Origin of the sequence: Qipengyuania soli (genome assembly GCF_015529805.1) — a bacterium.
Lineage (GTDB): Bacteria > Pseudomonadota > Alphaproteobacteria > Sphingomonadales > Sphingomonadaceae > Qipengyuania > Qipengyuania soli.
The window spans coordinates 992,802-1,014,805 of record NZ_CP064654.1 but is presented as its reverse complement, the minus strand read 5'-3'; the positions used below and the strand labels follow the sequence as shown (position 1 = coordinate 1,014,805).

At 61.6% G+C, this 22,004-nt stretch carries 26 protein-coding genes; 11 read left to right on the top strand and 15 right to left on the bottom strand.

All coding sequences use genetic code 11. The annotated features are described in order from the left end of the window. The first annotated feature begins 29 nt into the window (after positions 1-29). On the top strand, positions 30-2,081 hold the full coding sequence (gene rpoD / locus IRL76_RS05105; RefSeq protein ID WP_200983710.1) for an RNA polymerase sigma factor RpoD: 2,052 nt from the start codon (positions 30-32) through the stop codon (positions 2,079-2,081). A 6-nt stretch (positions 2,082-2,087) separates the two neighbouring features. Here the strand turns inward: rpoD and IRL76_RS05100 are convergent, their stop codons facing one another. After that, entirely contained in the window at positions 2,088-2,579 is a 492-nt protein-coding gene (locus tag IRL76_RS05100; RefSeq protein ID WP_200983709.1) for a GNAT family N-acetyltransferase, read from the bottom strand. 243 nt (positions 2,580-2,822) lie between these two features. On the opposite strand from IRL76_RS05100, the gene rpiB reads away from it, so the two are divergent. The 7 genes from rpiB to IRL76_RS05065 all read left to right on the top strand — a co-directional run bounded on the left by rpiB (position 2,823) and on the right by IRL76_RS05065 (position 6,623). Then, positions 2,823-3,260, top strand: a complete 438-nt coding sequence (gene rpiB, locus IRL76_RS05095; RefSeq protein ID WP_200984188.1) for a ribose 5-phosphate isomerase B — start codon at positions 2,823-2,825, stop codon at positions 3,258-3,260. Positions 3,261-3,297: 37 nt separating this feature from the next. Next, positions 3,298-4,575 carry a serine hydroxymethyltransferase gene (gene glyA, locus IRL76_RS05090; protein ID WP_200983708.1) on the top strand — a complete coding sequence of 426 codons (1,278 nt, stop codon included), beginning with the start codon at positions 3,298-3,300 and terminating at the stop codon, positions 4,573-4,575. Positions 4,576-4,586: 11 nt separating this feature from the next. After that, a complete protein-coding gene (locus IRL76_RS05085) occupies positions 4,587-4,811 on the top strand; it encodes a hypothetical protein (RefSeq protein WP_200983707.1) in 225 nt (74 codons plus the stop codon). A 93-nt stretch (positions 4,812-4,904) separates the two neighbouring features. After that, complete coding sequence (locus IRL76_RS05080) at positions 4,905-5,129, top strand: hypothetical protein (RefSeq protein WP_200983706.1); 225 nt, start codon at positions 4,905-4,907, stop codon at positions 5,127-5,129. Further along, positions 5,130-5,606, top strand: a complete 477-nt coding sequence (nrdR, locus tag IRL76_RS05075) for a transcriptional regulator NrdR (protein ID WP_200983705.1) — start codon at positions 5,130-5,132, stop codon at positions 5,604-5,606. Then, positions 5,599-6,324 (top strand): RNA methyltransferase, encoded by a 726-nt coding sequence (locus IRL76_RS05070; protein WP_200983704.1) that lies wholly within the window; start codon positions 5,599-5,601, stop codon positions 6,322-6,324. Before nrdR ends, IRL76_RS05070 begins: the two co-directional genes overlap by 8 nt. A 74-nt stretch (positions 6,325-6,398) precedes the next feature. Beyond that, complete coding sequence (locus IRL76_RS05065) at positions 6,399-6,623, top strand: hypothetical protein (RefSeq protein WP_200983703.1); 225 nt, start codon at positions 6,399-6,401, stop codon at positions 6,621-6,623. 12 nt (positions 6,624-6,635) lie between these two features. On the opposite strand, the gene IRL76_RS05060 is transcribed toward IRL76_RS05065, so the two are convergent. Both IRL76_RS05060 and IRL76_RS05055 read right to left on the bottom strand, forming a co-directional pair. Then, positions 6,636-6,947: a chorismate mutase gene (locus IRL76_RS05060; protein ID WP_200983702.1), complete on the bottom strand. Its 312-nt coding sequence runs from the start codon at positions 6,945-6,947 to the stop codon at positions 6,636-6,638. Between the two features lie 57 nt (positions 6,948-7,004). Further along, complete coding sequence (locus IRL76_RS05055; RefSeq protein ID WP_200983701.1) at positions 7,005-8,831, bottom strand: GMC family oxidoreductase; 1,827 nt, start codon at positions 8,829-8,831, stop codon at positions 7,005-7,007. 258 nt (positions 8,832-9,089) lie between these two features. On the opposite strand from IRL76_RS05055, the gene rpsD reads away from it, so the two are divergent. Both rpsD and IRL76_RS05045 read left to right on the top strand, forming a co-directional pair. Next, complete coding sequence (gene rpsD, locus IRL76_RS05050; protein ID WP_200983700.1) at positions 9,090-9,704, top strand: 30S ribosomal protein S4; 615 nt, start codon at positions 9,090-9,092, stop codon at positions 9,702-9,704. A gap of 121 nt (positions 9,705-9,825) precedes the next feature. Next, entirely contained in the window at positions 9,826-9,996 is a 171-nt protein-coding gene (locus IRL76_RS05045; protein ID WP_200983699.1) for a hypothetical protein, read from the top strand. Here IRL76_RS05045 and IRL76_RS05040 read toward each other — a convergent pair. From IRL76_RS05040 to IRL76_RS05010, 7 genes are all read right to left on the bottom strand, one after another. Beyond that, positions 9,993-10,754, bottom strand: coding sequence for a M50 family metallopeptidase (locus IRL76_RS05040; protein ID WP_246450007.1), 762 nt, complete (start codon positions 10,752-10,754; stop codon positions 9,993-9,995). The genes IRL76_RS05045 and IRL76_RS05040 overlap by 4 nt on opposite strands. A 2-nt stretch (positions 10,755-10,756) precedes the next feature. Then, the gene (locus IRL76_RS05035; protein WP_200983698.1) at positions 10,757-12,754 is read right to left on the bottom strand and encodes an alpha/beta hydrolase family protein; all 1,998 of its coding nucleotides are present in this window, start codon (positions 12,752-12,754) and stop codon (positions 10,757-10,759) included. Positions 12,755-12,813: 59 nt separating this feature from the next. Next, complete coding sequence (gene tgt, locus IRL76_RS05030; protein ID WP_200983697.1) at positions 12,814-13,944, bottom strand: tRNA guanosine(34) transglycosylase Tgt; 1,131 nt, start codon at positions 13,942-13,944, stop codon at positions 12,814-12,816. 80 nt (positions 13,945-14,024) lie between these two features. Next, complete coding sequence (locus tag IRL76_RS05025; protein WP_200983696.1) at positions 14,025-14,579, bottom strand: outer membrane beta-barrel protein; 555 nt, start codon at positions 14,577-14,579, stop codon at positions 14,025-14,027. A 100-nt stretch (positions 14,580-14,679) separates the two neighbouring features. Next, a complete protein-coding gene (locus tag IRL76_RS05020; protein ID WP_200983695.1) occupies positions 14,680-15,444 on the bottom strand; it encodes an ABC transporter permease in 765 nt (254 codons plus the stop codon). Beyond that, positions 15,444-16,376, bottom strand: coding sequence for an ABC transporter ATP-binding protein (locus IRL76_RS05015; protein WP_200983694.1), 933 nt, complete (start codon positions 16,374-16,376; stop codon positions 15,444-15,446). The genes IRL76_RS05020 and IRL76_RS05015 overlap by 1 nt, the downstream gene beginning before the upstream one ends. Next, on the bottom strand, positions 16,377-17,807 hold the full coding sequence (locus IRL76_RS05010) for an 8'-apo-carotenoid 13,14-cleaving dioxygenase (RefSeq protein ID WP_200983693.1): 1,431 nt from the start codon (positions 17,805-17,807) through the stop codon (positions 16,377-16,379). It lies immediately after the preceding gene. Between the two features lie 45 nt (positions 17,808-17,852). On the opposite strand from IRL76_RS05010, the gene IRL76_RS05005 reads away from it, so the two are divergent. Next, complete coding sequence (locus tag IRL76_RS05005) at positions 17,853-18,431, top strand: TetR/AcrR family transcriptional regulator (protein ID WP_200984186.1); 579 nt, start codon at positions 17,853-17,855, stop codon at positions 18,429-18,431. On the opposite strand, the gene queA is transcribed toward IRL76_RS05005, so the two are convergent. The 5 genes from queA to IRL76_RS04980 all read right to left on the bottom strand — a co-directional run bounded on the left by queA (position 18,428) and on the right by IRL76_RS04980 (position 21,954). Beyond that, on the bottom strand, positions 18,428-19,459 hold the full coding sequence (gene queA, locus IRL76_RS05000) for a tRNA preQ1(34) S-adenosylmethionine ribosyltransferase-isomerase QueA (RefSeq protein ID WP_200983692.1): 1,032 nt from the start codon (positions 19,457-19,459) through the stop codon (positions 18,428-18,430). The genes IRL76_RS05005 and queA overlap by 4 nt on opposite strands. Positions 19,460-19,498: 39 nt before the next feature. Further along, a complete protein-coding gene (locus IRL76_RS04995; RefSeq protein ID WP_200983691.1) occupies positions 19,499-20,197 on the bottom strand; it encodes a peptidylprolyl isomerase in 699 nt (232 codons plus the stop codon). Positions 20,198-20,282: 85 nt separating this feature from the next. Then, entirely contained in the window at positions 20,283-20,795 is a 513-nt protein-coding gene (gene coaD / locus IRL76_RS04990; RefSeq protein WP_200984185.1) for a pantetheine-phosphate adenylyltransferase, read from the bottom strand. Further along, complete coding sequence (locus IRL76_RS04985; protein ID WP_200983690.1) at positions 20,792-21,700, bottom strand: polyprenyl synthetase family protein; 909 nt, start codon at positions 21,698-21,700, stop codon at positions 20,792-20,794. The genes coaD and IRL76_RS04985 overlap by 4 nt, the downstream gene beginning before the upstream one ends. Further along, entirely contained in the window at positions 21,697-21,954 is a 258-nt protein-coding gene (locus IRL76_RS04980) for an exodeoxyribonuclease VII small subunit (protein ID WP_200983689.1), read from the bottom strand. The genes IRL76_RS04985 and IRL76_RS04980 overlap by 4 nt, the downstream gene beginning before the upstream one ends. Between the last annotated feature and the right edge of the window lie 50 nt (positions 21,955-22,004).

The window sequence follows — 22,004 nt, the reverse complement described above, 5'->3', positions numbered from 1 at the left end:
CGCCTTACAGATTAGGTTGACTGAAGTTTATGGCCACCAAGTCGAAGTCTGGCGACAATGACGACGCACCGCTGATCGATCTCAACGAAGCATCGATCAAGAAGCTGATCGCCAAGGCGAAAAAGCGCGGATACGTCACCTATGACGAACTCAACGACGCCCTTCCGCAGGGCGAGATGAGTTCCGACCAGATCGAGGATATCCAGTCAGCGCTGTCCGACATGGGCGTGCAGATCGTCGAGAGTGACGAGGACGCCGAGGCGGCCGAGGATTCGGACAACGACGTCGAGGAAATCGCCGCCGACGATTCGGACGACGACGACGACGATTCGAAGCCTGCAAAAAAGACTGCAGCGGCCTCCAAGAAGCTGGCGACCGGCGAACGCACCGATGACCCGGTGCGCATGTACCTGCGCGAAATGGGTGCGGTCGAACTGCTCAGCCGCGAAGGCGAAATCGCCATTGCCAAGCGCATCGAGGCCGGGCGCGACATGATGATCATGGGCCTGTGCCAGAGCCCGATCACCTTCCACGCCATCATCCAGTGGTCCGAAGCCCTCAACAACGAGGAAATGCAGCTGCGCGAGATTCTCGATCTCGACGCGATGCTTTCCAAGGAACCGCCTGCCGACAAGCTCGCCGACGACGCCGAGGACGATGACGACGACGGCGAGATCTCCGAAGCGACTGCGGGCCCGACCATCCGCGACGACGACGAGGTCGAGGAAGAGGAAGACGTCGACGAAGACGAGGACGAGGACGGCGAAGGCTCGTCCAAGCGTCGCGCCGCGGACGATGACGACGAGGAAGACAACACCATGTCCCTCGCCCAGATGGAAGCCGCGCTCAAGCCGGATGCCATCGAACGTTTTGCCCGCATCACGGACCTCTTCGGCAAGTTCGAGAAGCTCCAGGCCGAGCGAGTCGAGATCATGGGCCGCGGCGAGGCTTTCCCGCCGGCCAAGGAAAAGAAGTACGAAGCGCTGAGCGAACAGCTCACCGCTGAAGTCGAAAGCGTCCAATTCCACGCGACCAAGATCGAGTTCCTGGTCGACAACCTCTACGCCTTCAACCGTCGCCTCACGGCGCTGGGTGGCCAGATGCTGCGCCTTGCCGAGCGCCACAAGGTCAAGCGCGCCGACTTCCTCGATGCCTATATCGGCAACGAGCTCGACGATACCTGGCTCACCGACCGCGCCAAGAAGGACAAGAAGTGGGCAGCTTTCGCCGAGCGTGAAGCCGATGCGGTAGAACGCATCCGTGCGGAAATCTCCGACATCGCCAGCCAGACCGGCATGGCGCTCGACGAGTTCCGTCGCATTGTGAACATGGTCCAGAAGGGTGAACGCGAAGCGCGTATCGCCAAGAAGGAAATGGTCGAGGCGAACCTGCGCCTGGTGATCTCGATCGCGAAGAAGTACACCAACCGCGGCCTGCAGTTCCTCGACCTCATCCAGGAAGGCAACATCGGCCTGATGAAGGCGGTCGACAAGTTCGAATACCGCCGCGGCTATAAGTTCAGCACCTATGCGACATGGTGGATCAGGCAGGCGATTACCCGCTCGATCGCCGACCAGGCACGCACCATCCGTATCCCGGTCCACATGATCGAGACGATCAACAAGCTGGTCCGCACGAGCCGCCAGTTCCTCCACGAGGAAGGTCGCGAGCCGACGCCGGAAGAGATGGCCGCACGCCTCTCGATGCCGCTCGAAAAGGTTCGCAAGGTGATGAAGATCGCCAAGGAACCGATTTCGCTCGAAACGCCGATCGGCGACGAGGAAGACAGCCATCTGGGCGACTTCATTCAGGATCCAAATGCCATCATCCCGGTCGATGCGGCGATCCAGTCGAACCTCAAGGAAACGGTCACCCGTGTCCTTGCCTCGCTCACGCCGCGCGAAGAGCGCGTGCTGCGCATGCGTTTCGGTATCGGCATGAACACCGATCACACGCTCGAGGAAGTCGGTCAGCAGTTCTCGGTGACCCGCGAACGTATCCGTCAGATCGAGGCGAAGGCGCTGCGCAAGCTCAAGCACCCGAGCCGCAGCCGCAAGATGAGGTCCTTTCTGGACCAGTAAGTTTGGCTAGAGCTTCGTCGTCCACCATTGGGATGCGACGACGAGGCCAGCCTCTTCCAATAGGCGGTTTTTCAGGTCGTCGGCCTTGGGGCTGACTGCTATGAGCTGCTTCCAGCCAAGCTTTTTCGCGTTGCGCACGATTGCGGCGAGCAGAGCCCCTGCGACTTCCTCCCATCGCTCATCGTCCAACACAGCGAAATCGTCGAGCGTTCCGGTATCACCGGGGGCGTATACAGGAGGTGCGGGGGTTTCCAGCGCCAGCGCGAAGCCAATCACCGCCCCGGCTTCCTCTGCCACCAGGAAGATGTGCTCCTCCTTCCCGACGAGCGACCCCAGATACATCGTCGTCATCGCTGCCGAACCCGGTGCCGGGCGCCAGAATTGCGGTGACCAGTGGGCAAGTTTGTCGCGATATGCGCCCAATATGCCGACGATTTCGGGTATGTCGCCAAGCGTTGCCGGACGAGTCGCTATGCCTGATTCCGATTGGGATGCCATGCCGCAACTCCCCAGCAGAAGACCTCCGCCCACGAAGCATAGGGCATCGCGCCTGTTGGTCATGAGATCCATTGCCGGATCATGTAGCAATCGCTCAAATTAGTAAGCCTTCGTCGACCTTTGTTCGATTCCTGACGACCAACGTATTCACCCACATGTGCCGGTTCACCCGGTCCAACAGCAGTGGTCGAAAAGCAAGGCTTTGGGGTGGAGGGAATCGGTTACCTCGCCTATGGGGCCGCCATGCGTATCGCCATTGCCTCCGACCATGCCGCCATCGACCTTAAAGCCGAACTGCGTGAATGGTTGATCGAGCAGGGGCACGAGGTTGCCGATCTTGGCCCCGATACCACTGACAGCGTCGACTATCCGGACTTCGGATACAAGCTTGCCTCGGTGGTTGCCGACGGGACCGCAGAACGCGGCGTTGCCCTCTGCGGATCGGGCATCGGCATTTCGATCAGCGTCAACCGCAACCCTGCCGTCCGTTGCGCGCTGGTGTCGGAACCTCTGTCCGCTTCGCTAGCCCGTGAGCACAATGACGCGAATTGCATTGCCATGGGTGCGCGCCTGACCGGCAGCGACATGGCCAAGGCGTGTCTCGAAGCCTTCCTCACCACCGATTTCGCCGGCGGACGCCATCAGCGCCGCGTCGACAAGCTTTCGAACCCGGAGACCTGATTTGGCCACCCAGCCCGCTTCCCATGACCGCGATCCGATGGACCGCTTCTGGCATGACACGCTTGCCGAGGCCGATCCCGAAATCCATGCCGCCATCCGTAAGGAACTGAAGCGCCAGCAGGACAAGATCGAACTCATCGCGTCGGAGAACATCGCTTCGACCGCCGTTCTCGAAGCCACCGGATCGGTCTTCACCAACAAATACGCGGAAGGCTATCCCGGCAAACGGTATTACGGCGGCTGCGACTATGCCGATGTGGTGGAGACGCTCGCCATCGAGCGTGCCAAGCAGTTGTTCGGTTGCAACTTCGCCAACGTCCAGCCCAACTCGGGCAGCCAGATGAACCAGGCTGTGTTCCTCGCGCTCCTTCAGCCGGGCGACACCTTCATGGGCCTCGACCTCAATTCGGGCGGTCATCTTACCCATGGCTCGCCCGTCAACATGAGCGGCAAGTGGTTCTCGCCCGTAAGCTATGGCGTGCGCCGCGAGGACGAGCGTATCGACATGGACGAGGTCATGGCGACCGCCAAGGCGCACAAACCCAAGCTCATCATCGCCGGCGGCACCGCCTACTCACGCGTGTGGGACTGGGAAGCCTTCCGCAAGGTTGCTGACGAAGTCGGCGCCTACCTGATGGTCGACATGAGCCACATCTCCGGCCTTGTCGCAGGCGGCGCACATCCTTCCCCCTTCCCGCATGCCCATGTGGTCACCACCACCACACACAAGTCGTTGCGCGGCCCGCGTTCGGGCGTGATCCTTTGGAACGACGAGGAACTGACCAAGCCGCTCAACATGGCGGTCTTCCCCGGCCTCCAGGGCGGTCCGCTGATGCATGTCGTCGCCGCCAAGGCGGTTGCGTTCGGAGAGGCGCTGCGTCCCGACTTCAAGGACTATGCCCGCCGCGTCGTCGACAACGCCCGTGCGCTTGCCGCGAGCCTCGAGGAAAACGGCCTGCGCGTGGTTTCGGGTGGCACGGACAACCATTCTATGCTGGTCGACCTCACGGCCAAGGACGTCACCGGCAAGGATGCCGAGAAGGGCCTAGATCGCGCCTGGCTGACCTGCAACAAGAACGGCATTCCCTACGACACGCGCAGCCCCTTCGTTACAAGCGGCGTCCGCCTTGGCACGCCGGCAGGCACGACGCGCGGTTTCGGGACGGAAGAGTTCCGGAAGATTGGCGCGCTCATCGCCGAAGTGGTAGACGGTCTGTCGCGCAATGGCCCCGAGGGTGACGGTCAGGTCGAAGAAGCGGTGCGTGGCAAGGTCGCCGAACTCTGCGCTGCCTTCCCGGTTTATCCCGGCCGCTGAGGAGAGAGCATATGGACGAACAGGATCCCAAGCATCAGGACCACGACCTCATTCCCGACGCTCAGGAAGAGGTGAAGAGCATGCTTAAGCAGGGCCTCGATCATCCGTCCACGAAACCTGTACTTGCCGGTGCGGCGGTTGGCGCGGTCGTGGGCGGAGTCCTGCCAGTGGTAACGTGGCCCATTGGCCTTATCGCGGGAGCAGGCTTCATGCTTTACAGGCGCCTAAGGCCCTGATTTCTTCGCCAACTTGGACCAATACTCGCGTGACATAGCGCTGTAATTGTGGTCATTCCTTCCGACAACTATTCGATTTCCAGGAGAATATTCATGTCGGATCGCGATGAACGTCCCAAAGATCCCAACCTGTTTCCGGATGCGGCAGAAGAACTCAAGGACATGATCAACGAAGGACTCAATCATCCTTCATCGAAGCCGGTCCTGAAGGGTGCTGCTGTCGGAGCCGCCGCAGGTATCTTCGTGCCGGTGGTCGGCCCGCTCATTGGCGGTGTCGCGGGTGCAGGCTACGCCCTCTACAAACGTATACGGACCTAAATGCGCTGCCCATTCTGTGCACATGACGACAGCCAGGTAAAGGACAGCCGGCCGACCGAGGACAACACCTCGATCCGCCGGCGTCGCCAGTGTTCAAGCTGTGGGGGCAGGTTCACGACATTCGAGCGCGTACAGCTTCGCGAGGTGACGGTGGTCAAGTCGGGTGACCGTCGCGAACCGTTCGACCGCGGCAAGCTGGAACAGTCGATAACCCTCGCCTGCCGCAAGCGCGACGTGCCGCAAGAGCGCATCGACCAGCTCGTCAGCGGTATCCAGCGCCAGGTCGAAACAGCGGGCGAGGCCGAGGTTTCCTCTCAACGCATCGGCGAAATGGTCATGAACGGCCTGCGCCAGCTCGACAGCGTGGCCTATATCCGTTTCGCCTCGGTCTATCGCGACTTCAGCGAAGCGCGCGATTTCGAAGAATTTGCCAGCACCGTGCAGGAAGCGGCCCAAGACGGAAAGTCGCGTGGCTGATACGAACAAGCCCGTGGTGGTACTCGTCCGGCCGCAGCTGGGCGAGAATATCGGCAAGGCGGCGCGCGCCATGCTCAATTTCGGCCTGACCGAAATGCGCCTGGTCGAGCCGCGTGACGGCTGGCCCAATCCCTCGGCCGGACCCGCCGCTGCGGGAGCGGACACCGTGCTCGAACAGGCGCGGGTTTTCGCCACTACCGCAGAGGCGGTGGCCGACTGCGCGCATGTCTATGCGACTACGGTGCGCAAACGCGGTGTGACAAAGCCGGTTCTTACCCCCGAAGAAGCAGCGCGCGAAATGACTGAGAATGTTGGACGCAGCGCTTTCCTGTTCGGACCCGAACGCTCGGGTCTCGAGACCGAGGACGTCGCCCTTGCGCGAGCCATCCTGACAGTCCCGATCAATCCTGAATTCGGATCTCTCAACCTCGCGCAGGCCGTGATCCTTTGCGCCTATGAGTGGTCAAAGAACCAGAAACTGGTGCAGCCCACGCAGGAGGAACTCCTCCCACCGGCGCCGCAGGAAGAACTCGAAGGCCTGATCGAGCACCTTGAACGCATGCTGGAGCCGAAGGGATATTACCTTCCGGAAAGCCGGTCGGATGCAACCCGACGGACGTTGCGTGGAGTATTGACCAAACCAGGCTGGAACCACCTCGAAGTACGAACGCTGCGAGGCGTGCTTTCTTCGCTGGAAAGGCCACCCCGAAGTCGTTGATCGAGCGACCATGGACTATCGAGTGGGCTCTATCTAGGCCCTCTTGGATGCTTGTTTTGTTTTAGGATTTTTCGATGCGTACTGCCGTGATCGCCTGCTGCTTTGCCTTTCTTTCCACCCCCCTGGTCGCCCAGGAGGCCAACGAGGTGCGGAAGGAGGAAAAAGCCGACACCCAGGACGCGGCGACGAAGAAGGAAGACGAGATCTGCAAGTTCATCCGCACCGACATGAACAGCAGGCGCAAGCAGAAGGTCTGCATGACGTCGGAAGAGTGGGTCCGCTTCAACCGCGGTAATTGATGCGCGGCCGCGTCAGGCCCTGATGCGGTCCCATTCGACGAGTTCGTAAGCTATCGAACTCTCGACCAACAAGTCCCAGATCTTGGCCAGATCCGGACCCGGCAGGCCGCGCGTTTCGGCGTCCGCGCGCGCGTTGTCGACTACCTCTGCCTTTCGGGCTTCATCGCGCACAACACTTCGGTCCGTTTTGATCCGCGCCGCCGCTCGCATGTAACCGAAGCGACGATCCAGCAATTGCATGAGTTCGCGATCGGTCGCGTCGACACCGGCGCGAACTTCGACCATCGTTTCACATTCCTCGGGCAACAGAATTGTCTCGTTCATGGGGCGGCGCACTGCCCTCTGCAGCGCCTTTTGTCGAGCGCCAAGTCGGCTGCGACCCTAGGCCGTTTCCATCGCGATCGTGTGATCCTCCCTGATCAGGTCCGAAGCACGCTCGCCGATCATGATACTCGGCGCGTTGATGTTTCCGCTCGGTATCTCGGGCATGACGCTGGCGTCGGCGATGCGAAGATTTTTCACCCCCTTCACTCTCAGGCGCTCGTCGACCACATCCCCCATCCGGCATGTGCAGGAAAGATGGTAGACCGTGGCCGCGAAATGCAGCGCCACGTTCTCCAGCATGGCGTCGCTCGGCACATCGCCATCGCGATAATCGTGCATTTTTGCCAGCTTGGGAGGAGCCATCCATCCGCCCAATCCCCCGGGCCAGTTGGCAGCAATCTCGAACACCTTGCGCTGGATTGCGACCATGATTTTGAGGTCGTGGGGATCGTCGAAATAGTTCAGGTTGATTTCCGGCTGGACCGACGGATCGGCGCTCGAGATGACCAGTTCGCCTTCGCCATGGGGAACACAGTTGCTGGCGAGGATGATCACGTTTTCCGCCTCGGGCGCGAAGACTGCGTCGGGATTGTCGAAGAACTGGTCGACATCGATCAGCAGGCGGTCCGCAATCACGTCGCGACCATAGCACGTGGGGACAAATCCGATCTGCGCGTCATGGGTGTAATCGTCGCCCAGGCCGGTCGAGAAAAAGCCGATGCCATCGTAGATCGAGGAAGCAGCATAGCCTGTGCCGTGTTCGTTCCATTCGGCTAGCCGGCGTTCCGCTTCATCCTTGATTGCCTGCTTTTCCGGGCTGAGGGTTGCGTCATCGACGGGATCTTCCGGGAGCGGACCGTCTGGTCCGCGCAGGGCATCGGGTCCTGCCGACAATCCCAACTCCGCGAGGGGAACACCTACTCCCGGGGCCCTGAACGCCATGGGTACCTGGTAGTGATCCTTGAGGTGTTTGCCGACGTGCGGATTGTCGAGGCGACAGTGGATGCCGACCGCCTCCAGCTCGCGCCGACAGCCGACTCCCGAAAGCATCAGCAGGTGCGGGGATCCTACTGCACCGGCGCTGAGAACGGTTTCGCGGCGCGCGTGAACCTGCTGCAATCCCCCCGTCGCATCACGGTACTCTATTCCCCGACAGGCAAGGTCGTGACCGTCTCCATCAAGCAGCAGTTTCGTGACGTGCGCTCCGGTAATGATCGTGAGGTTGGTTCTCTCTTCGGCCTTGCCTTCGAGATAGCCATGATAGGTGCTTGAACGACGACCATCCCTTGTGTTGGTCTGGACCAGCGAGACGACTCCATTTGGATCGAAGCGGCCACTGCCGTTGTAGTCGCCCGAGGGGATCCCGACCGCTTCCGCAGCTTGCACGAACTGCCGCGCGGCAGGGATGACGGGCGAGCGTATCCCCACCCCGATGGGGCCCGAGGTCCCCCGTCCCTCGCTATCGATGATCGCCTCGTTCGATGGCCGGACTTCCTCCATGCGTTCGAAACAATGCCGGACGTCGGCGAAGCTCCACCCGGTTGCTCCGCGGGCGGCCCAATTGTCGAAGTCGCCGGGATGACCCTTCACATAGACCATGTAGTTGATGCCCGACGATCCACCGAGCATCCGCCCGCGCGGGACAGGAACGGTCTTGTTCAGGAAGCCTTGGGCACCCTTCCCCGCGCTGCCCCTGAACATCCAGTCGGTTTCGGGGTCGAGCTGAAGTGAAGCGCAAGCCATCGGCATCGCCTCGTGCGCAGGCGGCTTTCCACCTGCCTCTATCAGTGCAACTGTGACCTGCGGATCTTCAGTCAACCTTGCAGCAAGCGCTGCTCCGGCCGAACCTCCACCGACGACGACAAAGTCGAATGTTTGGGGCATTGACCAGCCTCCCCTCTCCCGGGATGTGCGGCCCTGTCCATCCCGGCGTGCTACACCCGACCGAGCCACGCGCCAACGGCAATTCGGTGTAAGCAGACCGGTTGACGCGAGCGGGAAAACTGCTAATGGCGCGCCTTCGCGAATTGGCCCCGTACCCCGGTGAAGCGGTGGCCGCGCTGGAGAACAGCTCCAGCGGTGCGATGCCGGGTTGAAGCACCATCGATGGGATGGTGACAGCAAATTGAAGGATTACGTCTCATGACGAAGCGCACCAGCGCCAAGTACAAGCTCGACCGCCGGATGGGCGAAAACATCTGGGGTCGTCCGAATTCGCCGGTCAACAAGCGTTCTTACGGCCCGGGCCAGCACGGTCAGCGCCGCAAGGGCAAGATGAGCGACTTCGGTCTCCAGCTGCGCGCGAAGCAGAAGCTCAAGGGCTACTACGGCGACGTCACCGAAAAGCAGTTCAAGCGCACCTACATCGAAGCGTCGCGCATGAAGGGCGACACTGGCCAGAACCTGATCGGCCTGCTCGAACAGCGCCTCGACATGGTCGTCTACCGCGCCAAGTTCGCGCCGACCATCTTCTCGGCCCGCCAGATCGTTTCGCACGGCCACATCTACGTCAACGGCGTGAAGTGCAACATCGCCTCGCGTCGCGTGAAGGTCGGTGACGTGATCAGCCTCGGCAAGAAGGCCCAGGAAATGGCGCTCGTCATCGAAGCGCAGAGCCTGCCCGAGCGTGACATTCCCGACTACGTCGCTACCGACGGCAACGACAAGGTGACCTTCACCCGCGTGCCGAAGCTCGACGAAGTGCCTTACCCAGTCACCATGGAACCGAACCTGGTCGTCGAGTTCTACTCGCGCTAAGTTCCGACGATATCGTCACGAAAGAGGGCGGTCCTGCGGGGCCGCCCTTTTCGTTTCAATTCACCGCATTTTCAGGGGTTTGCAGGGAACCGAGAGCCTCCTCGCGCTTAATGCAGGTGCGATGACCCAATACCGGTTCCTGACCCCCAAACGCCGCGGCAAATGGTATGATAGCTTGCGCGAGGCGCAGGCGCGGGCAAATGCCATCGGCGCGGGGTTTCTCGACGGGACGGGTACTTTCATCCCGTACAGGGGAACAATCCTGGAGATGCGCGAGAAGGAGCCGGCCTAGTAGCGGCTGGCGACCTGGAGCGCTTTCCAGACCATGGCAACGATCGCCACCGTGATGGCCCCTCCCCAGAACCAGTAAGGCAGGATCAGTGCATCGGCGATCCTGGCGGTATCCGACAAGGCCGCGTGCCCGCCAACAACCCCGCCCGGACTGAAGAGGTAGTCGAAGTCCTGGTAGACACTTACAGCGCCCTGCACGCCGAGAAACTCGACTGATATGCGCTGCCACTTCTCACTGCCTCGTGCCGCGATGTAGAGCGCGGCAAGGGCGAATAGCGGCAGCACCACCCAGCCCACGATCGACCGCACCCAGATCAGCGTTGTGACAAGCAGGGCGGCGCCAAGGCCGAGCAAGGCCAGTCGCGTGGCGCGGCGCGAGCGCGACGCGATGATCATCAACGATCCTGCGATACTGGGACCCAGCAGCCCCGCCGCCGCGACTATGGCCTGTCCCACCGACCAGAGGCCTCCGGAATGTTCGGCATAGCCGGATCCATTGGCAAAGATCACCAGGCGCTGGAAGTTGGCGCCCAGCGCCGCCGCGGTCAGGCCGTGCGCCATCTCGTGCCACCAGGTCGAAAGCAGGGTGAACGGCATCAGCACCAACGTGCCGATCTGGGTCTGCCAGGCGATGATCGTCAGAACCGCGAAGGCAACGATATAAGTCTGTTCCCGCCTCTTGACCGGTTGCACCTGATCCTCCGCATAGGGCAGGCCCCACTTGGCCGGGACAACGATCTGCCTGTTCTCCTTCGCCACTGTCAGCCTCCGAGGTTCGTATCGAGGAACTTGTCGATATCAGAGAGCATCTTGAATCGTGCCTTGGATTCTTCAAGCTGATGATCGAGGCCGTCGAACTCGACATAGGTTACAGCCTTACCCACTTCCTTGAGACGCTTTTCCATGAAGCGCGATTGGTCGACCACGACGTTCTGGTCCAAAGTCCCGTGGAACAGCAGGACCGGGGCCTTCATCACCGAAGCGTTCTGCGCAGGGCTGCCTTCCCGGACATGCGCGCCCTCGCCCAGGAAACCCCGCACGAGGCGCGAATTGGTGAAATAGGTTGCATGTTCTCGCATCTTGGCGAGATCGGTCACGGGCGCGATGGCCACGACAGCCTTGAACAGGTCGGGATCGAGGACCTGCGACTGGAGCGCCGCATAACCGCCATAGGACCATCCAACGATGGCCAGCTTGGTGGGATCGGCAATTCCTTGCTTGACCAGCCAGCGCCCTGCGTCATTGACGTCGCCGATTGCCACTTTCCAGTCCTGGAAGCCATTGCGGCCGAACCATGCCTCGCCATAGCCCGCCGAGCCGCGGAAATTGGGCTGGAGAACCGCGTAACCGCGCGCGGCAAAGAATTGCACCAGCCAGTCGAAACCCCACTCGTCGCGCGCGCTTGGCCCGCCGTGCGGAAGAACAATTGCCTTCAGCCCCTTGCCCGTCGAACCCTTGGGAAGGGTGAGGTAGCCGGGGATCTGGGTTCCGTCGGAGGCGGTGAAGTTGACCGGCTTCATCTCCGCCATCGCCGACGCATCCATGTGGCTGCGCATGTCGAGCAGGGGTTCCATCTGGTTGGTCTTGCGATCAAGCAGGTAAACCGTGCCGGGATCGACGTCGCTTGCAGCGATGATCAGCAGCTTGTTCTCGTCGGCGCTCGCATCGACGATATTGACAAGCGGCTTACCGGGCAAGGCAGCCGCGAGACCTGATGAAAGCTTGCGGAATACCGGGTCGAAATAGTCGATATTGCGCCTTTCGGTCGCGAAGCTCACCCCGACCACACGTCGTTGCCGTCCCACGCGAATAAGGGAATCGACCTCGATCCCATCCTTCGCCGAAACGAGCTCCGGCACCGCAGGATTGGCGAGCGAAACCTTGTAGATCGCATCATATCCGTTCTTCGATCCGAAGCCGTATGCAATGTCCAACTCAGAATCGACCGCGACCGGGACAAATCCCGTGTTTCCGCCCCCTGGCTGTAGCGTCTCCTTCGACAGCATCTTCCACTCGCTGCTGCCCTTCGGCCGATAATAGTAAGTACGATCTTCCTTGTAGACGCCGGTGCTGCGGTCGCGCGCGTGGCGCATCTTGAGGCGCACCTCACCAAACTGGTCGGCAATGTATCGCTCGGCATCGACGTCCGGATGGACCTTGATCTGACGCTTGCCGGTGGTGACATCGATGCTGTCGACGCCAAGCCCTTCGCGATCATTGGAAGCGCGCGTTCCGATCGACCGTTCCTTGACCCAGTCCCGCGTCATGAGGATCTGGTTCTTCTCCCCCGGAACGTCCAGTGCGACCACCGAACCACCGTCCTGGGTCACGCGAAGCATGCGCGAATTGGTCTGCTGGGACATCAATCGAGCCGCCCCGTCGACGGCAGAAACCGACATCGTCCGGTCATACCCCAAGAGCAGGTTTCCATCCTGTCGGATGAAATACAGGGAGCAGACGAGATGCGTATCGGTTGCCCAATCGCATTCATCAAGATCGGTGTTTTCTTCCGAATTGGCGATAACAGCCACAGGCTGGGCCGTACCCGCGAGGTCGATCACGTAGAGAATTTCGCCACGATCGCCCTGGGGAGCGATATAGGAGATCTTGTCACCCGAAGGCGACAGACTGACGTCGAGGACAACCGGCCGCAGTGCAAACTTGGCCGCAGTTTCCTCCGCCGTTCCGGCTTGTAAGGCCTGAGATGCGAAAGCAATTGCCGTACAGCACGCTCCGCTTGCTATCTTCCAGAAAGTCATGCGCCCCCCCATTCAAGTAATGGGGTGAAGCTATACAATTCCGTCGTGAACGCAACGCGCTATCGGTTGTAATATTCAGTCCTGAATTGCGATGCGAATTCGGTAAATCGTCCATCGGCAATCGCATCGCGCATGGCCTGCATCAGTTGCTGGTAAAAGGCGATGTTATGCTCGGTCATCAGCATCGCCCCGAGGATTTCGTTCGAGCGGACGAGATGATGGATATAGGCGCGGCTGTAAGTCCCGCAGGTGTCACAGGAACAGCGGTTGTCGAGCGGCTCCTGGTCCTCGGCAAAGCGGGCGTTGCGCAGGTTGATCGGCCCGTTCCAGGTGAATGCCTGACCATTTCGACCCGATCGACTGGGGAGGACGCAATCAAACATGTCGACCCCGCGCTCGACCGCGCCGACGAGATCGTCGGGCTTGCCCACGCCCATGAGGTAGCGCGGGCGGTGAGCCGGCAGTTGTCCCGGAGCGAAGTCGAGCGTGGCGAACATCGCCTCCTGCCCCTCTCCTACGGCAAGTCCACCAATCGCATAGCCGTCGAAGCCGATGTCGGTGAGCTTGTCGGCGCTCGCCTTGCGCAGTTCTTCGTCGAGCGCACCCTGCTGGATACCGAACAAGGCCGATCGGGCTGCATGCTCCTCTCCGCTGTCGAAGCCGTCGCGGCTGCGCTTCGCCCAGCGCATGGACATTTCCATGCTTGCTGCAATCTCTTCCCGCGGACGATCGGCGCGCGGGCATTCGTCGAAAGCCATGACGATGTCGCTGCCCAGCAGGCGCTGGATTTCCATGCTGCGTTCGGGCGTCAGCATATGCTTCGATCCATCGAGGTGACTGCGAAACTCGACCCCCTCTTCGGTCAGTTTGCGCAATTCCGACAGGCTCATCACCTGGTAGCCGCCACTGTCGGTCAGGATCGGGCGGTGCCAGTTCATGAACTTGTGCAGCCCGCCGAGCTTGGCGACGCGTTCCGCACCGGGGCGGAGCATCAGGTGGTAGGTATTGCCAAGGATGATGTCGGCGCCGGTCTTGCGCACCGTCTCAGGCTTCATCGCCTTTACTGTCGCAGCCGTGCCGACGGGCATGAAGGCGGGCGTCCGGATATCGCCGCGCGTCATCCGGATCGTGCCGGTGCGCGCCTTGCCGTCAGTGGCGTGGATATCAAACTGGAAACGGGGAGCAGTCATGCCCGCCCCGCTAGCGGGGGGATGACGCCAAGTCATCCCGAAAGAGGGGGCGGCAGGCGCGAAGCCCGCCGCCCACCGGATCAGAAGCGCATGCCGACGCCGACAGTGCCACGCAGCGTGTCGAACGAAACCGTATCGACGTTGGCGCGGATGAAGGTCTTGCCGAGCGGCACATCGACGCCCGCGCCGACCATCACGTCTCCGTCGGTATCGTCGAAATCGCTGAAGTCGAAATCATCGGCGCCGGTGATCGCATTGAGGTCGAGATCGATCCATTGGTAGCCGACGCGGCCATAGACCTTGGCGCCGCCGGGCATGGCGAAGCCGAGGCGGCCCGACAGGCCATACTCGCTGTCGATCGCGTCGGTGCCGAGGTTGAAGTTGCCTTCGACGCCCGCGAACAGGCCGGTGCCGACCGGAACGTCGTAGCCTGCGGCAATGCCGAAGATGGGGCTCGAATCGTTGATCTCGAGACCAACGACAGCGGCCTGGACTTCATCTTCGACATTGAGGTCGTGAATACCCGCGGTCACGGCGACGAAGCCGCTGCCCGGTACCACGTCCTGTGCCTGAGCGGCTGTGGGGAGAGCGATCGCCGGAGCGGCGATTGCGAGTGCAAGTACGGTCTTCCTCATGAAAGGAACTTCCTTTTTGATTATCGAGCGCCGCCCTCGCGACGCACGTGCCCTATCTCAGCAATACACTTGCTGTTTCATGAACGAATTGAGGGATTTGTCAGGCGCGAAGGCGCCAGCCTGTCCTGAAGATATAGGCGATGACAGCCACGCAGATGGCAAGGAAAGCCATGGTGATCGCGAAGCTGACACGAATGTCGACGTCGGCACTTCCATAGAAGGTCCAGCGCAATCCGCTGACGAGATAGACGATCGGGTTGAACAGCGCGATCGTGTCCCACGGCTTGGGCAGCATATCGATCGAATAGAAGGTCCCGCCAAGGAAAGTCAGCGGGGTGAGGAAGAGCATGGGAATGATGCCCAGCTTCTCGAAATTGTCCGCCCAGATGCCAAGGATGAAGCCGAACAGGCTGAAGGCGGCCGCGACCAGCATGATGTAGATCACCGCAAGCAGCGGGTGGGCGATGTGATAGTCCACGAAGAGGCGTGCGGTGACGAGGATGATCGTCGCCAAAATGAGGCTCTTGGTAGCCGCTGCGCCGACGAAGCCGATCAGGGTCTCCGCGACACCGACCGGCGCGCTTAGCAGTTCGTAGATCGTGCCGGTGAACTTGGGCATGTAGATGCCGAAGCTCGAATTGCTGGTTGTTTCGCCGAGCAGTGTCAGCATCAACAGGCCTGGAATGATGAAGGCGCCGTAATCGACCCCGCCGAGGTCGGGCATCCGCCCGCCGATCGCCGCTCCGAAGACGATGAAATAGAGCGAGGTTGTGAGCACCGGGGCAAGCACAGACTGGAATGCCGTACGCAGGAAACGGACCAGCTCGCGCTTGTAGATCGACCAGGTGGAACGCCAGGCAATCATCAGCCGTCCTCCCCGAGCAAGCTGACGAAGATGTCTTCAAGGCTGCTCTCCCGGGTCTCGATGCCCGTGTAATCGATGCCGGCGCGTGTCAGCGCCTTGGTCACCTCTGCCACCTCGGCCTTGCCCTTCCCCGTGCCGTCGCCACCGCGATAGCGCAGCGAAGTGCCGCCTTCCTCGAGCTCGACCGGAAAGCCCGCAATGGCCGCTGGCAATTCAGCCATCGGCTCGGCCAGAGCTATATGCGCCTCGGTTCGGCCGAGACGCGCCATCAGGGCATCCTTCTCGTCGACCATAAGGATCCGGCCCTTGGAAATGATGCCGACACGGTCGGCCATCTCCTCGGCTTCCTCGATGTAATGGGTCGTCAGGATGATCGTGACGCCACGCGCACGCATCTGGTCGATGATCGCCCACATGCCCTTGCGCAGCTCGACATCGACGCCCGCAGTCGGCTCGTCGAGGAACAGCAGGTCGGGCTCGTGCGCTAGTGCCTTGGCGATCAGGACACGGCGTTTCATACCGCCGGAGAGCGCCCGGATCTGCTCGTCCTTCTTGTCCCACAGGGCAAGGCTCCGGAGGATTTCCTCGATCCGCGCCTTGTCGGGCGAGACGCCGAACAGTCCACGCGAATAGGAGACGGCGCGATAAACCGTCTCGAACATGTCGGTGGCCATTTCCTGCGGAACTAGGCCGATACGCGCCCTCGCCTTGCGCCAGTCGCTTTCGAGATCGAGTCCGAAAGCGCGAATGGTCCCACCACTCGAACGCACAAGTCCGCAAACCGCACCGATCAGGGTGGTCTTGCCGGCACCGTTAGGCCCCAGCAGGGCGAAGATCTCTCCCCGCCGGATCGTCAGGTCGACATTGTCGAGGGCTTTCAGCCCGCCGGGATAGACCTTGGTCAGGCCGCTGAGTTCGAGAATCGGCTCCACTCAGTCGTGGCTAGCGGCAATCCAGTTCCCGTGGAAGCCCGGTGGGATGATGTGGGGGATATGCACCGAGGCAACCGGTTCCAGCGAAACAGCATCGAGGATTTCGAGACTGGTCGTCCCGGCATTCCGGTTGACCACATAGCCCATCACCCAACCGTCACCTTCCGGTGCGCTTGCCGAGCGCGGGACGAAGACGAATTCGCCCGGCATGCTGCCTTCGCCGAAATAATGCGCGATCCGCTCACCCGTCTCGAGGTCGTGTCGGTATATCGGCATCGAGCCGAAGAAATCCGCCTCGCCCGAAATCCCATCGCTCCAGAGGTAGCGATAGGGCTTGGTGAAATATCGCTCGTCCGGGCGCGGGAATTCCTGCGCGGTTTCGTCGAGAGTGACGCGCTCGACACTTCCGGCCGCGGGATCAATGGTCCAGCGCTCCAGTCCGAGCGGGTGGCCATAAGGCCCAGGCATGTCGCCATCGAAGATCGTCTCATAGGCGCAGACATCCATGATCACACGTCCGGTACCGTCCTCGAAGCTGTTGCCGACGTGGAAGACGTAGCAAGGGTCGACGTTGCACCAGATCACATCGTCGGCAGACCCGGTGCGCGGGATGAGGCCCACGCGGGCCTGGTGCTCGCGGTTCCAGCGATACGGGAACTTGTGTCCCGCCAGCAGCGCCTTCATCGAGAAGGTCACGGGCAGGTCGAGGATGATCGCGTAGTTTCTGGTGAGCGCGCAATCGTGGATCGAAGGGCCATGCGCGACCGGGATGACGGTCTCTCGCAGGACCGTTCCCTGCTTGTCGAGCACGACGTGGCGGATGCGATCGGCCTCGTCCCCCTGATAGCAGATGGCATGGTGTTCACCCGTTTCGGGGCACTGGTGCGGGTGCGCGGTAAACGATCCGGCAAGCCCACCGCCGAAGTTGCTGTAGGCGACGCTTTCGAGATTGCCGTCGAGTTCGACCGGGTATGAGCCGGCTTCCACCAACGCCATGATCTTGTCGCCCACACCAAGGACGTTGGTGTTGACGGTGTCGCTGAACCCGCGACGCGGTCCCGGTGCGGCTGCGGGGCCGCCCTTCCCTTCGAGCTCGCGCGACTTGATGTAGCGATTGCGGTACCATTCGGCCTTGCCGTCCTTGAGGCGGATGCCGTGAACCATACCGTCGCCGATAAACCAGTGATGCCCGTTTCCGGCCTCACCGAACGGGTTGGGACCGATGCGGACATAACGACCGTCCAGTTCCGTCGGGATGGTGCCGGTAACCGTCAGGTCGGTCAGCGTCAGTTCCGACTTCATCGGGGTGTGGACGCCATGCAGGAACGGATTTTCGTCCGCATCATCCAGACGCCGACGATTGATCCCCGCAACGGTCATGATTGCAGGGGCTACCGCCTTGCGGATGGTTTTTTCGATCACGCTTGCCATTTCCGACTCGCTCCGTCTAAAGTGAACGCTGTAAACATACGGATGATGGTAACAGTGTCAACATCGAATGAAGCCTACCACCACGGAAGCCTCCGCGAAGCGCTCGTCGAGGCAGGGATTGCCGCGCTGGAGGGACGCGAAGGCAAGGACATTTCCCTGCGCGAACTGGCGCGCACGGTAGGGGTCTCGCCAACGGCAGTGTACCGACATTTCCCCGACAAGAAGGCCTTGGCCGATGCGCTGGCGACCGAAGGGTTGAAGATGCTCTACACCGCGCAGAAGGCGGCCTCCGACAAGGCAGGGGGAGGACCTGGCGCCTTTGCCGAAACGGGACGTGCCTATGTCCGCTTCGCGCTCGCCCACCCTGCCCTGTTTCGCTTCATGTTCACCCAGGGCGATCCCGTCCTTCATGGTCCCGAAAACGACCAGGCGCAGGCACTCCTGGCAGCGAACTCGCTCGCAATCACGGGGGACAAGGAAAGTGCCGAGCGTCTCGCGCTGCAGGCGTGGGCAGTGGCCCATGGCGTGGCCATGCTCATGCTCGACGGGCGCATCCCCGCAGAAGACGGATTGATCGACCGCTTGATCGACCAGCGCAGCCTGTTTTCGTCGGATGCTTGCTAGGGCAGCAGCAGCGAGGAATCGCCGTAACTGTAGAAGCGGTATCCGTTGGCGATGGCATGTTCATAGGCGGCCATCATCCGATCACGCCCCATCAGCGCGCTCACCAGCATCATCAAGGTCGACTTGGGAAGGTGGAAATTCGTCATCAGCCCGTCGACCGCGCGGAAGTGATAACCGGGCGTGATGAATATCGAAGTGTCTCCCGCGAAAGGCTTGATAATGCGATCTTCCCCTGTCGCGCTTTCGAGTAGGCGCAGACTGGTGGTTCCAACGGCGATGATCCGACCGCGGTTCCGGCGAACGGCATTCAGGCGTTCCGCCGTCTCGGGGTCGATACGACCGAACTCGGCGTGCATGGCATGGTCGTCGGTGTCGTCGACCTTTACCGGCAGGAAGGTACCTGCCCCGACGTGTAAAGTCAGCGTCTCGCGCCCGATTCCTGCCGCATCGAGTGCATCGATCAAATTCGGCGTGAAGTGCAAGGCGGCGGTCGGGGCGGCCACGGCGCCGTCCTCGCGCGCGAACATGGTCTGGTAGTCTTCGCGATCACGATCGTCTGTCGCACGCTTGCCGGCGATATATGGTGGCAGCGGCATGCGCCCTGCCCGCTCCAGCAGCAGCTCGACCGGCTCGTCGCCTTCGAAGGCGAGTACGATGCTCCCGTCGGCCAGGCGGTCCTCGGCAATCGCCGCTACGCCACCGCCAAACTCGACACGGTCGCCGGGGCGCAGTCGTTTGGCGTTGCGCACAAAGGCCTGCCAGCGCCTGAGATCGATACGCTTGTGCAGGGTGGCACCGATCTTGGCATCGCCCCGCCTGCCCTCGAGCTGGGCGGGGATGACCCGTGTGTCATTGAAAACCAGTACGTCACCGGCGCGCAGCAGCGAGTGCAAGTCGCTGACGCTGAAATCGCGGAAAGGCACATCGCCTCCCTCGACCAGCAACATGCGCGCGGAATCGCGTGGCACCGCCGGGCGCAGGGCAATCAGCTCCTGCGGGAGTTCGAAATCGAAGAGGTCGACCTTCATAGCGGCGCTCGCATAGTCGCGGGCGCCGCGAGATGAAAGTCAGTTGCCGATCGGCGCGTTGAGCTCGTCGGCGGAAATATTCGCCTCGATGCGCGGTGCCGGGGCGGCCGGGACCGGCTTGTTGTCGGACGCGATGGATGCCTGAACGATGCGCGTGGGGTTGGCAGGCGGCTCGCCACGCTGGATCGCATCGACCGCAGCCATGTTCGAAATCACGCGACCGAAGTTGGTGTACTTGTTGTCGAGGCTAAAGCGCGGAAGGAAGACGATGAAGAACTGGCTGTTCGCGCTGTCTTCGCTGGCCGCGCGCGCCATCGACACTGTGCCGCGAACGTGCGGCATCTTGTTGAATTCCTGCTTCAGGTCAGGGAGCTGCGAGCCACCCGTACCAGTACCGGTCGGATCGCCCGTCTGCGCCATGAAGCCTTCGATTACGCGATGGAAAATGATGCCATCGTAGAAGCCCTGGCGGGCAAGCGTCTTCACGCGATCGACGTGTTGCGGCGCCCAGCTAGGCATCAGACGGATGGAAACGCGCTGGCCGTTCGAAAGGTCGAGCAGAAGGATATTATCCGGATCGACTGCCATGTCGTAGCTGATTGGCTGGAATACGCGCTGATCGGTGGCCGGTGCATCAGCCGTGGCCTGTGCAGCTGCATCGGCTTCCTGCGCCATCGCGGCAACGGGAGCGATCGCGACGAGGGCGGCAGCAGCAAGGGCAAGGGAAGACTTGAGCATCGTGATTCCGTCGAATTGTCTTGAGTGGGGCACGCTCTAGCGAGCGGGGTCTGTCCGTTCAATGAATAGCTTGGCGCTGCAGCAGTTAGCCCACAACCTTGCCGAGTTTGGCGACGCGCGCCTCGACATCTGCCCGCACAGCCGGGGTCACGAACTTTTCGATTTCTCCCCCGTAAAGTGCGATTTCCTTCACCAGCCGGCTGGCAATCGGCTGCAACGAAATTTCAGCCATGAGGAAGACCGTTTCGATGTCATGGTTCAGCTGTCGGTTCATGCCGGTCAGCTGATATTCGTACTCGAAGTCGGTCACGCCGCGGATCCCGCGCACGATGGTCGTTGCCCCCTGTTTTGCGGCGAAATCAACGAGAAGCGAATTGAAACCGACGACACGGCAGTTCTTGCAGCCGATCGCGGCCACTTCGCGCTCAACCATCGCGATGCGCTCTTCATCGTCGAACATCGGCGATTTGGCGATGTTGGTGGTCACGCCGATGATCAGCTCGTCGACCAGTTTCGCCCCGCGCTCGATAATGTCCATGTGTCCGAGCGTGATCGGGTCGAAAGTCCCCGGATAGACGCCAATGCGCTTCGCCATCAGTGATCCCTCTTCACGATGAAACGTGCCAGTTCGACCAGCAGTCTGGCGTCTTCGCCATGGCTGGCCAGATGGCTCCCTGCCTGTTCCACAAGCATTTCGGCCTGTGCCCGGGCCTGCTCCACGCCCATCAGCGTGACGAAGGTACGCTTGCCCTGCCCCTCGTCCTTGCGCAGCGCCTTGCCGGCCTTGTCCTGGTCACCCTCGACGTCGAGAAGGTCGTCGGCAATCTGGAAGGCAAGGCCGATGTCGCGGGCATAGGCACGCAAATGCGCGCGTCCTTCCGGCGGTATGCGGCCGAGCACGGCGCCCATCTCGACACTGGCGGCCAGCAGGGCGCCGGTCTTGAGCTGTTGCAGCCGGGTCACCTGCCGCAGGTCGTAATCCTGTTCTTCGGACATCATGTCCATCATCTGCCCGCCGGCCATTCCGTCGTGACCGCTGGCCCGCGCAAGGGTGGCCACCAGCTCGGCGCGAACGAATGGGTCGGTGCTGGTGTCAGGCTGAGTGAGAATGTCGAAAGCGAGCGCGTGGAGGCTGTCGCCTGCAAGAACAGCCGTTGCTTCATCGAAGGCCATGTGGACGGTCGGCTTGCCATGCCTGAGATCGTCATCATCCATGCAGGGAAGATCGTCATGGATGAGTGAGTATGCGTGGATCGCCTCTACAGCACAGCCCGCATTCACCGCGGCATTGTGATTGACCCCGAACAATTCGGCCGTAGCCACGACCAGCAGTGGTCGGACCCGCTTACCTCCGCCAATTGCCGCGTAACGCATCGCCTCCACCAAGCGAGCACGGCTGTCCTGCGGAACAGGAAGGAATGCGTCGAACGCGCTGTCGACTTCGTCCTGGATACGCTCGAAAGCCTCGCTCAGAAGGTCCGGCTTGGTGGTCACGAGGTTCACTGCGACCCATCCGCGTCGAAGGGCACGGTACCAGAGGGAACACCGCCGGTGCCTTGGACAATCTTCTCGATCCTTGCCTGCGCCGCATCCAGGCGGGCCTGGCAGGCCTTGCGTAGCGCCTCACCGCGTTCGTACAGGTCGATGCTCTCGTCGAGCGGGACTTCGCCGCTCTCCAGTTGCCGCACCACCCCCTCGAGGGCGCGTAGCGCTTCCTCGAAGGACATCTCTCCAATCGCTTTGGGATCCTCTGCCATCGCGGTGGAGCATTGACCGTGCGCGAACACGCGGTCAAGTAAGCGGAAAA

What these genes read in the sequence shown, in the direction of transcription:
- rpoD (WP_200983710.1), top strand. Translation starts at nt 30, where the DNA reads ATGGCCACCAAGTCGAAGTCTGGCGACAATGACGACGCACCGCTGATC.
- IRL76_RS05100 (WP_200983709.1), bottom strand. Translation starts at nt 2,579, where the DNA reads ATGGCATCCCAATCGGAATCAGGCATAGCGACTCGTCCGGCAACGCTT.
- rpiB (WP_200984188.1), top strand. Translation starts at nt 2,823, where the DNA reads ATGCGTATCGCCATTGCCTCCGACCATGCCGCCATCGACCTTAAAGCC.
- glyA (WP_200983708.1), top strand. Translation starts at nt 3,298, where the DNA reads ATGGACCGCTTCTGGCATGACACGCTTGCCGAGGCCGATCCCGAAATC.
- IRL76_RS05085 (WP_200983707.1), top strand. Translation starts at nt 4,587, where the DNA reads ATGGACGAACAGGATCCCAAGCATCAGGACCACGACCTCATTCCCGAC.
- IRL76_RS05080 (WP_200983706.1), top strand. Translation starts at nt 4,905, where the DNA reads ATGTCGGATCGCGATGAACGTCCCAAAGATCCCAACCTGTTTCCGGAT.
- nrdR (WP_200983705.1), top strand. Translation starts at nt 5,130, where the DNA reads ATGCGCTGCCCATTCTGTGCACATGACGACAGCCAGGTAAAGGACAGC.
- IRL76_RS05065 (WP_200983703.1), top strand. Translation starts at nt 6,399, where the DNA reads ATGCGTACTGCCGTGATCGCCTGCTGCTTTGCCTTTCTTTCCACCCCC.
- IRL76_RS05060 (WP_200983702.1), bottom strand. Translation starts at nt 6,947, where the DNA reads ATGAACGAGACAATTCTGTTGCCCGAGGAATGTGAAACGATGGTCGAA.
- IRL76_RS05055 (WP_200983701.1), bottom strand. Translation starts at nt 8,831, where the DNA reads ATGCCCCAAACATTCGACTTTGTCGTCGTCGGTGGAGGTTCGGCCGGA.
- rpsD (WP_200983700.1), top strand. Translation starts at nt 9,090, where the DNA reads ATGACGAAGCGCACCAGCGCCAAGTACAAGCTCGACCGCCGGATGGGC.
- IRL76_RS05045 (WP_200983699.1), top strand. Translation starts at nt 9,826, where the DNA reads ATGACCCAATACCGGTTCCTGACCCCCAAACGCCGCGGCAAATGGTAT.
- IRL76_RS05035 (WP_200983698.1), bottom strand. Translation starts at nt 12,754, where the DNA reads ATGACTTTCTGGAAGATAGCAAGCGGAGCGTGCTGTACGGCAATTGCT.
- tgt (WP_200983697.1), bottom strand. Translation starts at nt 13,944, where the DNA reads ATGACTGCTCCCCGTTTCCAGTTTGATATCCACGCCACTGACGGCAAG.
- IRL76_RS05025 (WP_200983696.1), bottom strand. Translation starts at nt 14,579, where the DNA reads ATGAGGAAGACCGTACTTGCACTCGCAATCGCCGCTCCGGCGATCGCT.
- IRL76_RS05020 (WP_200983695.1), bottom strand. Translation starts at nt 15,444, where the DNA reads ATGATTGCCTGGCGTTCCACCTGGTCGATCTACAAGCGCGAGCTGGTC.
- IRL76_RS05010 (WP_200983693.1), bottom strand. Translation starts at nt 17,807, where the DNA reads ATGGCAAGCGTGATCGAAAAAACCATCCGCAAGGCGGTAGCCCCTGCA.
- IRL76_RS05005 (WP_200984186.1), top strand. Translation starts at nt 17,853, where the DNA reads ATGGTAACAGTGTCAACATCGAATGAAGCCTACCACCACGGAAGCCTC.
- queA (WP_200983692.1), bottom strand. Translation starts at nt 19,459, where the DNA reads ATGAAGGTCGACCTCTTCGATTTCGAACTCCCGCAGGAGCTGATTGCC.
- IRL76_RS04995 (WP_200983691.1), bottom strand. Translation starts at nt 20,197, where the DNA reads ATGCTCAAGTCTTCCCTTGCCCTTGCTGCTGCCGCCCTCGTCGCGATC.
- IRL76_RS04980 (WP_200983689.1), bottom strand. Translation starts at nt 21,954, where the DNA reads ATGGCAGAGGATCCCAAAGCGATTGGAGAGATGTCCTTCGAGGAAGCG.